This window comes from Ruegeria sp. H9, assembly GCF_056532915.1.
In genome coordinates, this window is sequence record NZ_JBQFNX010000004.1 from 174,177 (window position 1) to 187,733 (window position 13,557).

General features: G+C 58.8%; 13 protein-coding genes. 10 read left to right on the top strand and 3 right to left on the bottom strand.

The window, feature by feature from the left end; genetic code table 11:
- Nucleotides 1–65 precede the first annotated feature (65 nt).
- Complete coding sequence (locus tag ACR0CZ_RS16840) at nucleotides 66–1,700, top strand: SulP family inorganic anion transporter (RefSeq protein ID WP_170397293.1); 1,635 nt, start codon at nucleotides 66–68, stop codon at nucleotides 1,698–1,700.
- Between the two features lie 30 nt (nucleotides 1,701–1,730).
- Here ACR0CZ_RS16840 and ACR0CZ_RS16845 read toward each other — a convergent pair whose 3' ends face one another.
- Together ACR0CZ_RS16845 and ACR0CZ_RS16850 are read right to left on the bottom strand one after the other, a co-directional pair.
- Entirely contained in the window at nucleotides 1,731–2,375 is a 645-nt protein-coding gene (locus ACR0CZ_RS16845; protein WP_170397291.1) for a CatB-related O-acetyltransferase, read from the bottom strand.
- Nucleotides 2,375–2,980, bottom strand: a complete 606-nt coding sequence (locus ACR0CZ_RS16850; RefSeq protein WP_170397289.1) for a flavin reductase family protein — start codon at nucleotides 2,978–2,980, stop codon at nucleotides 2,375–2,377. The genes ACR0CZ_RS16845 and ACR0CZ_RS16850 overlap by 1 nt, the downstream gene beginning before the upstream one ends.
- Nucleotides 2,981–3,052: 72 nt before the next feature.
- Between ACR0CZ_RS16850 and ACR0CZ_RS16855 the strand changes: the two genes are divergently transcribed.
- The 5 genes from ACR0CZ_RS16855 to ACR0CZ_RS16875 all read left to right on the top strand — a co-directional run bounded on the left by ACR0CZ_RS16855 (nucleotide 3,053) and on the right by ACR0CZ_RS16875 (nucleotide 6,103).
- Nucleotides 3,053–3,547 (top strand): GNAT family N-acetyltransferase, encoded by a 495-nt coding sequence (locus tag ACR0CZ_RS16855; protein WP_170397287.1) that lies wholly within the window; start codon nucleotides 3,053–3,055, stop codon nucleotides 3,545–3,547.
- Nucleotides 3,548–3,600: 53 nt separating this feature from the next.
- Nucleotides 3,601–4,368 (top strand): EcsC family protein, encoded by a 768-nt coding sequence (locus ACR0CZ_RS16860; RefSeq protein WP_480537211.1) that lies wholly within the window; start codon nucleotides 3,601–3,603, stop codon nucleotides 4,366–4,368.
- A gap of 80 nt (nucleotides 4,369–4,448) precedes the next feature.
- A complete protein-coding gene (locus tag ACR0CZ_RS16865) occupies nucleotides 4,449–4,934 on the top strand; it encodes an NUDIX hydrolase (protein ID WP_170397283.1) in 486 nt (161 codons plus the stop codon).
- A gap of 71 nt (nucleotides 4,935–5,005) precedes the next feature.
- The gene (locus tag ACR0CZ_RS16870; protein ID WP_170397281.1) at nucleotides 5,006–5,461 is read left to right on the top strand and encodes a DUF1178 family protein; all 456 of its coding nucleotides are present in this window, start codon (nucleotides 5,006–5,008) and stop codon (nucleotides 5,459–5,461) included.
- Nucleotides 5,462–5,464: 3 nt separating this feature from the next.
- The gene (locus tag ACR0CZ_RS16875; RefSeq protein WP_170397279.1) at nucleotides 5,465–6,103 is read left to right on the top strand and encodes an SDR family NAD(P)-dependent oxidoreductase; all 639 of its coding nucleotides are present in this window, start codon (nucleotides 5,465–5,467) and stop codon (nucleotides 6,101–6,103) included.
- On the opposite strand, the gene ACR0CZ_RS16880 is transcribed toward ACR0CZ_RS16875, so the two are convergent.
- Complete coding sequence (locus ACR0CZ_RS16880) at nucleotides 6,097–6,453, bottom strand: hypothetical protein (protein ID WP_170397277.1); 357 nt, start codon at nucleotides 6,451–6,453, stop codon at nucleotides 6,097–6,099. The two genes, ACR0CZ_RS16875 and ACR0CZ_RS16880, sit on opposite strands and share 7 nt — an antisense overlap.
- A 155-nt stretch (nucleotides 6,454–6,608) precedes the next feature.
- Between ACR0CZ_RS16880 and ACR0CZ_RS16885 the strand changes: the two genes are divergently transcribed.
- From ACR0CZ_RS16885 to edd, 4 genes are all read left to right on the top strand, one after another.
- Nucleotides 6,609–7,847 carry an aspartate kinase gene (locus ACR0CZ_RS16885; RefSeq protein ID WP_170397275.1) on the top strand — a complete coding sequence of 413 codons (1,239 nt, stop codon included), beginning with the start codon at nucleotides 6,609–6,611 and terminating at the stop codon, nucleotides 7,845–7,847.
- Nucleotides 7,848–7,892: 45 nt separating this feature from the next.
- Entirely contained in the window at nucleotides 7,893–10,136 is a 2,244-nt protein-coding gene (gene ptsP / locus ACR0CZ_RS16890) for a phosphoenolpyruvate--protein phosphotransferase (RefSeq protein WP_170397273.1), read from the top strand.
- Nucleotides 10,137–10,301: 165 nt separating this feature from the next.
- On the top strand, nucleotides 10,302–11,747 hold the full coding sequence (gene zwf, locus ACR0CZ_RS16895) for a glucose-6-phosphate dehydrogenase (RefSeq protein WP_170404252.1): 1,446 nt from the start codon (nucleotides 10,302–10,304) through the stop codon (nucleotides 11,745–11,747).
- A 2-nt stretch (nucleotides 11,748–11,749) separates the two neighbouring features.
- The gene (gene edd, locus ACR0CZ_RS16900; protein ID WP_480537210.1) at nucleotides 11,750–13,555 is read left to right on the top strand and encodes a phosphogluconate dehydratase; all 1,806 of its coding nucleotides are present in this window, start codon (nucleotides 11,750–11,752) and stop codon (nucleotides 13,553–13,555) included.
- The last annotated feature ends 2 nt before the right edge of the window (nucleotides 13,556–13,557 follow it).

Sequence of the window (13,557 nt, forward strand, 5' to 3'; positions counted from 1 at the left end):
CAAGACCGGTTTGACCGCTAGAAGGCCCCTTTCGCGCGAACAAAACCGACCAACAGGACCGATCCATGCCCCGAGCCATGCTGGCAAGCTTTGCCAATCGTATAGCCAAACCCGATTTGCGCTGGGTCCCGGATGAGGGATTGACCTTTTCCCGCCTGCGGATCGAGTTGCTGTCCGGTCTCACCGTCGCCTTGGCGCTGGTCCCCGAAGCCGTGGCCTTTGCCTTTGTCGCCGGGGTGCACCCTCTGGTCGGGCTTTATGCCGCATTCCTGGTTGGTCTGATCACTGCGTTGATCGGTGGTCGCCCCGGCATGATCTCGGGCGCAACCGGGGCGCTTGCGGTTGTCATGGTCGCATTGGTTGCGCAGCACGGGGTCGAATACCTGTTCGCTACAGTGGTGCTGATGGGGATTATGCAGATTATCGCAGGAGCGATGCATTGGGGCCGGTTCATCCGTCTTGTGCCGCACCCGGTGATGCTGGGCTTTGTGAACGGCCTGGCGATTGTGATCTTTCTGGCGCAGCTGGGGCAATTCAAAGTGCCCGGAACCATGGAAAATACCGGCCACGGCATGGGCGGTGGCGAGTGGCTCTCAGGCCTACAGCTCTACACAATGCTGGGTCTGGTTGCTCTGACCATGGCTGTGATCTGGATCATGCCCCGCATCACCCGCGTCATCCCAGCGCCTCTGGCCGGGATTTTTGTTGTCGCTGCTTTGGTCATTGGCATTGGGCTGGACGTCCCGCGTGTCGGTGATCTTGCTTCGATCGAAGGCGGCCTGCCCAGCTTCCATATACCTATGGTGCCGCTGAACTGGGAGACCTTTGAAATCATCCTGCCCTATGCCCTGATCCTTGCCGCAATCGGTCTGATTGAATCCCTGCTGACGCTAAACCTTGTGGGTGAGATCACCGGCAAGCGCGGTGGTGCCTCGCAGGAATGTATCGCGCAGGGCACAGCGAACGTAGTCACCGGTTTCTTTGGTGGTATGGGCGGTTGTGCGATGATCGGTCAGTCGATGATCAACGTGAAGTCAGGCGGGCGCACGCGTATCGCAGGTATCGCTGCAGCGCTATTTCTGTTGCTCTTCATCCTGGTGGGTTCGCCTCTGATCGAGCAGATTCCACTGGCCGCACTTGTCGGTGTGATGTTCATGGTGGTGATCGGAACCTTCGCCTGGAATTCGCTGAAGATCATGCGGAAGGTGCCTTTGATGGATGCGTTCGTGATCGTACTGGTGACAGTCGTCACCGTGATGGAAGACCTTGCGGTGGCTGTTGTGGTAGGTGTGATTGTCTCTGCCCTGGCTTATGCATGGAATAACGCCAAACGCATCCACGCGGTTACGCGCGACTCGGAAACGGAAGAAGGGGCGAAGGTCTATGAAATTCAGGGCCCGCTGTTCTTTGGCTCGTCCGAGGGCTTCGTGGAGCTGTTCGACGTAACAAACGACCCCGAGACCGTCATCATCGACTTTGCAGCCAGCCGTGTCGTGGACCAATCCGCGCTGCAGGCTATCGAAAACATCGCCGCCAAATACGAAGCGGCTGGCAAACGCGTCATGCTGCGGCACCTGAGCCGTGACTGTCATACACTGCTGAACAAGGCCGGCCATCTGATGGTCGACAGCGATGATGACCCGGATTACGAACTGGCTGTGGATTATTCGGTCCGCACCGGTATTCTGGGCGGGCACTGAATACGCGAAAGGGCGGCCGGATTGGCCGCCTTATATCTCAGAAGCAATGCGCTCCAACGCATCGATATTGCCTGAAAGCAAGGCATCTTCGGCCCGAGTGATTGTTTCTGCGGGCCAATCCCACCATCGCAAGTCTTGCAGCCTTTCAATCACATCGCGATCAAAACGATAGCGCCGGACTTTTGCCGGATTTCCGGTAACGACTGCATAGGGTGGAACCTGACCCCGCACGACCGAGCCTGCGCCAACAATCGCGCCATTTCCGATCTGCGCTCCGGGTAAAATCAAAGCTCCGTAACCGATCCAGACATCGTGCCCGATGACGGTATCACGTGTATCAGGCTGGTAGCCTGACATGCGATCCGGATCGAAGATTGGAAATGGAAAGCAGGTCAAGCCATCGGTCGCGTGATTTGCGGAGGCAGTGATAAACCTTACTCCATGAGCGATTTGGCAGAACTTGCCCAGCATCAGCTTTTCTTCTGAAAAGGGAAACAGATACGGTGCAAGCCGCTGCGCCCAGTCCTTCGGCGCATCGAAATCCGAAGCATAAGTGTAAGCTCCGGCCTCAAAGCGGGGATGATCGATGGCCTGAGACAGAAACACTGTTCCGTTGTGGCTAGAGCCGTCGGGCAGAACAATCGGATATCTGCGTGTAGGATCAGGCAGTGGCATTAGTCATCCGGGCGTGAAAGGCTGAACAATTCTGTCACCACAGAATAGTCCCGATAACCCAACCGCGCGAGCGGGTTGAATGAGGTCACGTCAAATTTGCCGTCACGGATGTGGTCATCGTGCAGGTGCACACCAGTGACCTCTCCGAACACCACCCGATTGGACTCACCCGGCAGAGTAACGATCTGAGTAAGTTTGCATTCCAGCGCTGCGGGCGCTCCCTCGACCCGAGAGCAATTTATGGTTTCGCATTCAACGGGTGTCAGCCCAGCATGAGTGAACTCGTCGACGTGCTTTCCCAAACCCTCTGAGCTGGCATTCATTGCATCGCGATGCGCATGGGCCACCACGTTGACGCAGAATACCTTCGTGGCCTCGATATTGGCGATGCTGTCCTTGCCGCCATCCTGATCGTGTTTGGAGCCGGTTGAGGCGAACATCACCTGGGGCGGTGTATAAGCGACACCATTGAAGAAGGAATACGGGGCCAGGTTGTTGATCCCGTCAGCATCGCGCGTCGAAATCCAGCCGATCGGGCGTGGGGTTATGATGGCGTTGAAGGGGTTGTGCGGCAGGCCGTGGCCGTCTTCGGGGCGATAGAACATATGGACTCCAAGCGTTTGCCCAAGGCCTATCGAAGTGCTAGGGCGATTTCCAGCAAGGATAAGAGGGCGCGCGTGCAGCAATTCAAGATCAGGCCGGAAGAGCCGGAAGACTGGTGGGAGGTCGAAGCGCTCTATGACCTGTGCTTTGCTCCGGGGCGCGAGGCGTTGTCGTCTTATCGTCTGCGCGATGACGTGCCGCCTGTCGCTGGCCTGTCGCAGGTCGCGCGCGATGGGCAGGGCATTCTGGCTGGTGCAATCCGGTTTTGGCCCGTGCATGTGGGTGAACATGACGCGCTGCTGCTAGGTCCAGTGGCGGTCCACCCGACCCATCAAGGCGAAGGGTTGGGCGGATATCTGATCCATCAGGGGGTAGAGGCCGGGCGCGCCAAAGGGTGGGATCGCGTCATGCTTGTGGGCGATGCGCCCTATTATGCCCGGTTCGGGTTCACCCCGCTGACGGGTGTCGAAATGCCCCCGCCCACCAACCCTGATCGCATACTGGGTTTGGAACTGACCCCCGGAGTTTGGTCCGAAATTCAGGGGCTTGTTAGTCGCTGGACCCGTTGACCCATTGAAAACCCGCTGCAAAGTCCCGATGTTTTCAGGACAGGAGGGCACAGATGCAGGACGTGGTTCTTGTCGAAAAACTCGATCCTGAGGCCGAGCTTGATCGGCTTGCGCAGCTGTACGGTGCGGCAGGTGGCGCAGGAGTGAATCTGCTGAACAAGCTTGGTGGTTCGGCGGAATCCTTATTGGATCAGTTACCTAAGCCGGTGCGAGAAGGTCTGACCGAAGCAACCGAACAGGCGCTTTGGCTTGCCATGCATGCGGCCGAAGGCTCTCGGCGTGCCGTGCCTGACCAGAAACCATGGGTCAACACAGCCTTGACCACTGCCATGGGCGCAGCCGGAGGTCTGGGTGGAGTGTCCACAGCACTTGTCGAGCTGCCCGCGACAACCGCCATGATGCTGCGCGCGATCCAAGGCGCAGCGATGCGGGAAGGATTTGATCCGACCGCCGAGAACGTGAAATTCGACTCGATCCGAGTGTTGTCAGCCGCAGGTCCTTTGGCCGAGGATGACGGGGCTGATCTGGGCTTTTTCTCAATGCGCATGACCCTGACCGGACCGACCATGCAACGCCTCATTGCGATGGTGGCGCCGCGCCTGTCCGTAGTGCTGGGCCAGAAGCTGGCGGCGCAGTCTGTACCGTTGCTTGGGGCGCTTGTTGGGGGCGGTACAAATTTTGTCTATACCCGCTACTACCAGCAGATCGCGCATGTGCATTTTGGGCTGCGTCGATTGGCGATTGATGCCGACATCCCTCATGAGGAGCTGGTGCGGCGCTTGTCGGGGCGGATGGCTCTGAACAAGGGGGCTTTCCCGTAAAGCTTGGCAGACTCTGCCGGATATGATAAATATCACTTTATAAACCGCAACATAAGCGGAGCGAGCAGTGGATATGAACCGTGTTTGACGGGCGCAGTAATGGTGCTATCGCCGATCTTTCGGCCGAGAACCTCTCCCTTTCCGGGGCGCTGCCTGTTTATACTCAATCCGCTGCGCTTTGCTATCGAACCAATGACGGCCTGCCCGAGATTTTGTTGATCACAACGCGCAGGGCGCGGCGCTGGATCATTCCCAAGGGTTGGTTGATCAACGGGCTGACCCCTTCTGAAACAGCCGCCCGCGAGGCTTGGGAAGAGGCTGGTGTTTTGGGGCAGTGCGGAAGCGAAAGCCTTGGTCGGTTTGCCTATATCAAGAACCGGCCTGGCAAGCCATCGGCGCTGTGTCTAGTTGATGTGTTTCCGCTGCATGTGCAGCGATCCGAGGCGCATTTTCCCGAAGCGGGTGAGCGCAGGCGCAAATGGGTTTCGCCCAAAAAGGCGTCATCGAAAGTGGCGTCGCCTGATCTCGCCGCGCTTTTGGGTGGATTCGGGTTGCATCGGCAATAGCGGGCCAAGATCAAGACTTGATATTGCCATGTTGGTCGGTATCTATTCGCCAACCGGATTTTGGATGTGATATGATTCAATACGCATTGAAATGCAGCAATGACCACAGCTTTGACAGTTGGTTTCAATCCGCAGCCGCCTTTGACAAACTGTCAGCGGCCGGGTTGGTAACCTGCGCGGTATGCGGCTGCGACAAGGTGGAAAAGGCGGTGATGACACCGCGTGTCCGGCCTGCGCGCAAGGCGGTGACCGAGGTTGCACCAGCGCAGCCTTCTGCGGATGAGATCAGCATGGCAACACCTTCGCCCGAGATCGCTGAGGTCCTTAGCGAACTGCGTCGAAAGGTCGAGGAAAACTCGGACTATGTGGGCAAGGATTTCGCCAAAGAAGCCCGCAAAATCCATCTGGGGGATGCGCCCGAGCGCGCGATCTATGGTGAGGCCAAGCCCGAAGAGGCGCAATCGCTGATTGAAGACGGCGTGCCGGTCGCACCGTTGCCGTTTGTTCCTAGCCGCAAGACCAACTGACCCATGCACATCGTTGTTACGGGCGCGAACCGAGGGATCGGGAAAACCGTTGCGGATCAATACCGTGCAGAAGGTCATGAAGTGACCGGAACTGCCCGAGACGGTAGCGCAGATATCGTGCTGGATGTCTCGGACCCAGAACAGCACGCTGCAATGGCCGAGCAACTGCGAGGCCGCCAGATTGACCTGCTGATCTGCAATGCGGGCGTTTATCTGGACAAAGGACACGACATTAGTGGCTATCCCGCCGAGATGTGGGCGCAAAGCTTCGCCGCCAACGTGACAGGCGTGTTTCTTACCATCCAGTCCTTGTTGCCGAACCTGCGAACCGCGCGGGGCCGGATCGCCATCGTTTCGTCTCAGATGGCGTCACATACGCGCGCGCCGGGTGGCAGCTATATCTACCGTGCGTCAAAGGCGGCGGCGCTGAATTTGGGCCGCAACCTAGCGACTGACCTACAGGCGGATGGCATTGCGGTGGGAATCTACCATCCGGGCTGGGTGCAGACGGACATGGGCGGAGCTGCGGCAGAGATCACGGTCGATCAGGCGGCAAACGGCTTGATCGAGCGATTTGCGGCTCTCTCGCTCGATACTACCGGTTGTTTTGAAACCTGGGATGGTCGGGCGCACCCTTACTGAGAGTTCAGGGCCGCCTTGGGGATTTCGTAGACTTCACCGGGATCAATGAAGATCACCATGATATCACCGCGTGTCTCATAGGTCAGTTTCGATGTCGAACTGCTGGAATCCGGCACGCCTTTGGTGAAGTAAATCCGCCGGACCTCGCCAGTGTTCAACTGAACCGCCAACGTCGCCGTTCCATCTTCGCGCTTCCGCAATTCGGCCGGACAACTGGCCAGTGTATCACCTGCCAATGCAGCGCATGGAACGGTGCCTAATGAGTTCTCGCCATCCGTTCCCGATAAGGTTGCCACTTGGGCATTTGCGGCAGTCGAAACCAGGCTTAGGGCAAGGGCAAAGCGGAACATTGAAATCCTCGTGGAATAAGACTTTGACCGAACGCTTACACCACGCACGACCAAAGTAAAGCACTGCGGTGCAGACTTTGCCCACTTGCCCTTGCGCCCCCCCTCGCATAAGAGGCACGGGATCAGAAATTCAAGGCGCGGAGACACTAGCCCCCATGCCCGTACTCGTGATGAAATTCGGCGGCACATCGGTCGCCAATCTGGACCGGATCCGCCGTGCTGCCAAACGGGTTGGTGTCGAGGTAGCCAAAGGCTATGACGTCATCGTCATCGTTTCGGCGATGTCCGGCAAGACCAACGAGCTGGTGGGCTGGGTCGATGAAATCTCTCCGCTCTATGACGCGCGCGAATATGATGCCGTTGTCTCCTCTGGTGAAAACGTTACAGCTGGCCTGATGGCGCTGACCCTGCAGGAAATGGACATCCCGGCGCGCAGCTGGCAGGGTTGGCAGGTGCCGCTGATCACCAACGGTGCCCATTCAGCGGCCCGGATCGAAGAAATCCCGCCCGAGAATATCAACCAGAAATTCGGCGAAGGGATGCGCGTTGCGGTGGTCGCGGGCTTCCAGGGCATCAGCCCCGAAGGTCGCATCACCACGCTGGGTCGGGGCGGTTCGGACACCACTGCCGTGGCTTTTGCTGCCGCTTTCGAAGCCGAGCGCTGCGACATCTATACGGATGTGGACGGTGTCTATACGACCGACCCGCGCATCTGTGAAAAAGCGCGCAAGCTGGACAAAATCTCGTTCGAGGAAATGCTCGAACTGGCCTCGCTGGGGGCCAAAGTGCTTCAAACCCGCTCGGTCGAGCTGGCGATGCGCTACAAGGTGAAACTGCGCGTTCTTTCAAGCTTTGAGGAACAATCCGACGAGGCCGGTACACTGGTCTGCGACGAGGAGGATATCATGGAATCCAATGTTGTGGCCGGTGTGGCCTATTCCCGCGACGAAGCCAAGATGACCGTCGTTTCCGTGGCGGACCGCCCCGGCATCGCCTCGATCATCTTTACTGCGCTCAGCGACGAGGGCGTGAACGTGGACATGATCGTCCAGAATATCTCGGACGAAGGGCGCACCGACATGACCTTCTCCTGTCCGACCAATCAGGTCTCCCGCGCCGAAAAGGCATTGCTGGCGATCAAGGATCAGGGTGAGCTGAACTACGCCGAACTGGTTGCGGATGAGGATGTTTGCAAGGTCTCAGTTGTCGGGATCGGTATGCGCTCGCAATCCGGTGTTGCGGCCAAGATGTTCAAGATTCTCTCGGATGAGGGGATTAACATCAAGGTCATTACAACCTCCGAGATTAAAATTTCCGTCCTGATCGACAGGAAATACATGGAACTTGCGGTTCAGGCACTGCATGATGCCTTTGAACTGGACAAGGCGGCCTGAGCTTTCAGCCAAGTGTCCTGTCTGAAACCGTAACGTGGGTGGGCCATGGCGGAAGGCACGGAAACAGAATCTCGCAAGCTGCTGGGACGGCTGCGCGAAGAAATGGCGAGCGAAGCCGCCGGTCAGGAACGTCTTGACCGGATCACGCACCTGATCGCCGACAGTACCGGTCGCGAAGTTTGCTCGATCTACCTTTTTCGGGATGAGGATACGCTTGAACTGTGCGCCACCGAAGGTCTGTCCCCAGAAGCGGTGCACAAGACGCGGATGCGTATGGGCGAAGGGCTGGTCGGTCGCGTCGCCAAATCTGGCAAGGTGGTGAATACGGCGGACGCGCCCTCGGCCAAGGGCTTTCGGTACATGCCGGAAACTGGCGAGGAACGGTATTCGTCCTTTCTTGGTGTGCCGGTACAGCGTCTGGGTCAGAAACTGGGCGTGCTGGTGGTTCAGTCCCGGGACGCGCGCGAGTTTTCGGCGGATGAGGTTTATGCGCTGGAAGTTGTCGCGATGGTTCTGGCCGAAATGGCCGAACTGGGCGCGTTCGTCGGCGAAGGCGCGGCCTTGTCACCGCTGCACCAGCAATCGGTGCAACTTACCGGTGGCCCGGCGCAGGAGGGATCTGCTGAAGGCCATGTCTGGCTGCATGAACCTCGTGTTGTTGTCACCAATCCCATTGCCGAAGACCCGCATCGTGAGCGTGAGCGGCTGACCGAGGCCGTTGAAGAGCTACGCGTCGGCGTCGACAAGATGCTTGAGATTTCTCAGGGCGGCGACAAAGAGCAGTTGCAGGTTCTGGAAGCCTACCGGATGTTCGCCAACTCCAAGGGTTGGATGCGCCGGATGGAGGAGGACATCGCTCTTGGTCTCAGCGCTGAGGCGGCGGTCGAGAAAGAACAATCTCAGGCGCGGGCCCGCATGGGGCAGGTCACCGATCCGTATTTACGTGAACGGTTGGCCGATCTGGACGACCTCAGCAATCGGTTGCTGCGAATTTTGACTGGACAGGGTAACGGAAATGGGGCTGACCTGCCGCCCGATCCGATCCTAATTGCGCGAAATATCGGCCCCGGTGATCTGCTTGAATATGGCCGTTCTCTCAAAGGGATCGTGTTGGAAGAAGGCTCGGTCGGAAGCCATGCCACTATCGTGGCGCGCGCGTTGGCGATCCCACTGGTGGTGCATGTAGGCCGCATCACCACCGAAGCCCTGAACGGCGATCACATTCTGGTTGATGGCGATAGCGGTGTCGTTCATCTGCGCCCCGAAGACACCGTCGTTAGTGCATTCCGTGACAAGATCGCGATGGAGGCCAAAGCGCAGGAGCGCTACGCCTCGATCCGTGAAACGCCCACCGTTACTCAGGATGGTGCGCGAATCAACATGGTGATGAATGCGGGCCTGATGGCCGATCTGCCCTCACTTAGCAATTCTGGTGCCGAGGGAGTGGGCCTGTTCCGCACTGAGTTGCAGTTTCTGATCCGCAATCAGATGCCCAAGCGATCCGAGCTGGTGACGCAATACAAACGGGTTCTGGATGCTGCGGGCGAAAAGCGTGTGGTGTTCCGTACACTCGATATCGGGTCAGACAAAGTTCTGCCCTATATGAAGCATGTGGAAGAACCGAACCCTGCGCTGGGCTGGCGGGCGATCCGGGTGGGTCTGGACAAGCGCGGCGTGATGCGGATGCAGTTGCAGGCGCTGATCCGGGCCGCCGATGGCCGCCCCCTGACGATCATGTTCCCGTTTGTCGCGCAGGCTGACGAATTCCGTGAGGCGCGCTGGGAGGTCAAGAAAACGATCGAGCGTGAACGGCGCCTGGGCCATGTTCTGCCTGAATCGCTCGAAGTGGGGGCGATGCTGGAAACGCCTTCACTTGCCTTTGCGCCGCAGAAGTTCTTTGACGAAGTCGGCTTTATCTCGATCGGTGGGAACGACCTGAAACAGTTTTTCTTCGCCGCCGACCGCGAAAATGAACTGGTTCGCCGTCGCTACGATACTCTGAATGTCAGCTTTCTGAGTTTCATTGAACGTATCGTTGAGAGATGCTCGATCTCGGACACACCGCTCAGCTTCTGTGGCGAAGATGCCGGCCGCCCGGTCGAGGCGCTGTGTCTCGCGGCCATGGGCATCCGTACCCTTTCGATGCGCCCGGCCTCAATCGGGCCGGTCAAAAGCCTGTTGTTGCGGTCGAACCTTCAGGATGTGCGTAAAATTATCGCCGATGCCCGCCATCGTGGAGAACAATCCGTGCGTCCGGCGGTGATGGACTGGCTGCGGACGCAGTCCTGACTGATCTTCCGCGATGCCAGCTGCAAATCCGCGCTTGATTTTTGCGCTCAGGTTTTCTATTCAGCCGATGAATGTTAGCGATAACATAGCTAATGACGCACATGCGTTTTAATCCCGGGCTGAAACCTCGCTTATGCTGGCGGGGAATTCGAAAGGAGCCTTGCAATGGTCTCACGCGTAATTCCGGTAGATCCGTTCGACCTTGTGTTGTTCGGCGCGACGGGCGATTTGGCGCAGCGTAAAATCCTGCCGGGCCTCTATCATCGCTTCGAAGTCGGCCAGATGCCTGAGGATGCGCGCATCATTGGAACCGCCCGATCCGACATGGACAGCGACGGGTTCCGTGAACAGCTGCGTGCGTCGATGCAAGAGTTTGCGCCGGGTTTCAAAAAGGATACGCTTGATCGCTTTCTGACCCGCGTCGAGTATGTTCCGGTAGATGCGCTTGGCGATGCGGGTTGGTCTGACCTTGCGAAAACGCTGCGACCGGATGTGGTACGCGCCTTCTATCTGTCAGTAGGCCCAAGCCTTTTCTCGGGCATCGCCCAACGTCTGAACGAGCACGGCCTGTCCACACCTGACAGTCGTATCGTGGTCGAGAAACCCTTTGGTCACGATCTGGCATCAGCCAAAGCGTTGAACGAAGGGCTGCGGGCCTGTTTTGAAGAACATCAGATTTACCGGATCGATCATTATCTGGGCAAGGAAACCGTGCAGAACCTGATGGCGCTGCGCTTTGCCAACTCGCTTTTCGAACCGCTTTGGAATGCCACCCACGTGGATAATGTTCAGATCACGGTGGCCGAGACCGTGGGTGTCGAGGGGCGCGGCGCCTATTACGATCAATCCGGCGCGATGCGCGACATGATCCAGAACCATCTGGTTCAATTGCTGTGCCTGACGGCGATGGAACCGCCTTCGAAATTCTCACCCAACGCGGTGCGCGATGAGAAAGTCAAAGTGATCGAAGCGCTGGAGCCGGTGGAACCCAAGGATATCGCTCGTGGTCAGTACCGCACCGATAAAGGGGGCGATGGCTATCTGGATCACGTCGGCAACCCCGCCAGCCGTACCGAAAGCTTCATTGCGCTGAAGGCGCATATCGGCAACTGGCGCTGGGCCGGTGTCCCGTTTTATCTGCGGACCGGCAAGCGCCTGCGCGCACGTGAATCCGAGATTGCAGTGTTCTTTCGCGATCCGCCGCATACGATTTTTCCGAATGTCGGACCATTGCATGGCAACGTGCTGGTGATCCGCCTGCAACCGGATGAAGGCATCACGCTCCGCACCACCATCAAGGAACCGGGGCAGGGCGGGTTCCGCCTGTCCGACGTTGCACTCGATATGAGTTTCGCTGATGCGCTGGGCGATGACGGCCAATCCCCGGATGCCTATGAACGCCTGATCATGGATGTCATCCGCGGCGACCAAACTTTGTTCATGCGCGGCGATGAGGCCGAGGCCGCATGGGCCTGGGTCGATCCCATCATTCACGGCTGGGAAGAGCGTGGCGATAAGCCCGCGAAATACGATCAGGGCAGTTCGGGGCCCGAAGAAGCATTGATGCTGATGCATCGCGATGGGCGCCGCTGGCGTCAGATCGGAGGGTAATCATGGTCAACACAGTTATATCCGACGTCACCAAACGCATCATCGACCGCAGCGCCGATCTGCGTGGTCCGCATCTTGAACGAATGGAGCAGGCCAAATCCAAGGGCCCTGCGCGTGCGCACCTGTCCTGCAGCGGGCAGGCCCACGCCTATGCCGGGGCGGGCGAAGATCAGGACTCCATGGCCACCGGCACGGCTGGCAATCTGGGGATCGTTACCGCCTATAACGATATGCTCTCGGCCCATCAGCCTTTCGAACGCTACCCGGCCCTGATCCGCGATGCGATCCGCGCAGCAGGCGGCACAGCGCAGGTTGCAGGCGGCGTGCCAGCCATGTGCGACGGCGTCACGCAAGGCGAGGCGGGGATGGAACTCTCGCTGTTCTCGCGCGATGTGATCGCGCTGGCGACCGGAGTGGCGCTAAGCCACAACACTTATGACGCCGCCGTTTTCCTGGGCGTCTGTGACAAGATCGTGCCCGGCCTGATCATCGGCGCGCAAGCCTTTGGGCATCTTCCTGCCGTCTTCCTGCCTGCAGGTCCGATGACCAGTGGCCTGCCGAATGACGAAAAGGCCAAGGTCCGCCAGAAATTCGCCGCCGGAGAGGTGGGCCGCGAAGAGCTGATGAAGGCCGAAATGGCCGCATATCACGGCCCCGGCACCTGCACCTTCTACGGAACTGCCAACACCAACCAGATGCTGATGGAATTCATGGGCCTGCACCTGCCAGGGTCCAGCTTCATCAACCCCAACACCCCCCTGCGCGATGCCCTGACCGAGGAAGGCGCGCGCCGCGCCCTGTCTCTCAGCGCGCTGGGCAATCACTACACACCGGTCTGCCAGATCCTTGACGAGCGCGCTTTCGTCAATGGCATCGTCGGCCTGATGGCCACCGGCGGTTCCACCAACCTACTGATCCACCTGATCGCCATGGCGCGTGCCGGTGGTATCGTGCTGGACTGGGAGGATTTTTCCGACATCTCCGCTGTCGTGCCTTTGGTCGCGCGCGTCTATCCCAACGGTCTGGCAGACGTGAACCACTTCCACGCTGCGGGTGGCCTGGGCTTCGCCATCGGTACGCTGCTGGAAGATGGCTTGCTGCACCCCGATACGCTGACTGTCGCGGGGCAGGGCCTGCACAACTACACCAAAGAACCCAAGCTGAAAGACGGCGAGTTGGTCTGGGAAGAGGGCGCGGGCCACAGTCTGAACGAAAAGATCGTTCGCCCGGCCAAAGACCCGTTCCAACCCACGGGCGGGCTCTCTCGCTTGACGGGCAATCTGGGCACAGGGGTCATGAAGGTGTCGGCTGTAGCACCTGAACACCAAGTGGTCGAAGCGCCCGTGCGTGTATTCCACGACCAGAACGCCGTTAAAGCCGCTTTCAAAGCCGGAGAATTCACCGATGACGTCATCGTTGTTGTTCGCTTCCAAGGGCCAAAAGCCAACGGTATGCCTGAACTTCATTCGCTGACGCCGATCCTGTCGATCCTGCAGGGCAGGGGGCAGAAGGTGGCTCTGGTCACCGATGGCCGTATGTCGGGCGCATCCGGCAAAGTGCCCGCCGCCATCCATGTCTGCCCCGAGGCGCTGGATGGTGGACCGATCGCCTATCTGCAAGACGGCGACCAGTTGCGCGTTGATGCGGTCAAGGGCGAGTTGGAAATCCTGACCCCCGGTGTTCTCGACCGAAATCCGGCCACCGCCGACCTTACGGCAAACCAACACGGCGTTGGCCGTGACCTCTTCGGCGCCTTCCGTCAGAATGTCGGCTCAGCCGACACCGGCGCCAGCATTTTCGGAGTGTAACC

Coding starts and splice junctions, on each gene's coding strand:
- ACR0CZ_RS16870 (WP_170397281.1), top strand. CDS start 5,006: ATGATTCAATACGCATTGAAATGCAGCAATGACCACAGCTTTGACAGT.
- ACR0CZ_RS16840 (WP_170397293.1), top strand. CDS start 66: ATGCCCCGAGCCATGCTGGCAAGCTTTGCCAATCGTATAGCCAAACCC.
- ACR0CZ_RS16850 (WP_170397289.1), bottom strand. CDS start 2,980: ATGTTCTATCGCCCCGAAGACGGCCACGGCCTGCCGCACAACCCCTTC.
- ACR0CZ_RS16875 (WP_170397279.1), top strand. CDS start 5,465: ATGCACATCGTTGTTACGGGCGCGAACCGAGGGATCGGGAAAACCGTT.
- ACR0CZ_RS16885 (WP_170397275.1), top strand. CDS start 6,609: ATGCCCGTACTCGTGATGAAATTCGGCGGCACATCGGTCGCCAATCTG.
- ACR0CZ_RS16845 (WP_170397291.1), bottom strand. CDS start 2,375: ATGCCACTGCCTGATCCTACACGCAGATATCCGATTGTTCTGCCCGAC.
- ptsP (WP_170397273.1), top strand. CDS start 7,893: ATGGCGGAAGGCACGGAAACAGAATCTCGCAAGCTGCTGGGACGGCTG.
- ACR0CZ_RS16860 (WP_480537211.1), top strand. CDS start 3,601: ATGCAGGACGTGGTTCTTGTCGAAAAACTCGATCCTGAGGCCGAGCTT.
- ACR0CZ_RS16880 (WP_170397277.1), bottom strand. CDS start 6,453: ATGTTCCGCTTTGCCCTTGCCCTAAGCCTGGTTTCGACTGCCGCAAAT.
- edd (WP_480537210.1), top strand. CDS start 11,750: ATGGTCAACACAGTTATATCCGACGTCACCAAACGCATCATCGACCGC.
- zwf (WP_170404252.1), top strand. CDS start 10,302: ATGGTCTCACGCGTAATTCCGGTAGATCCGTTCGACCTTGTGTTGTTC.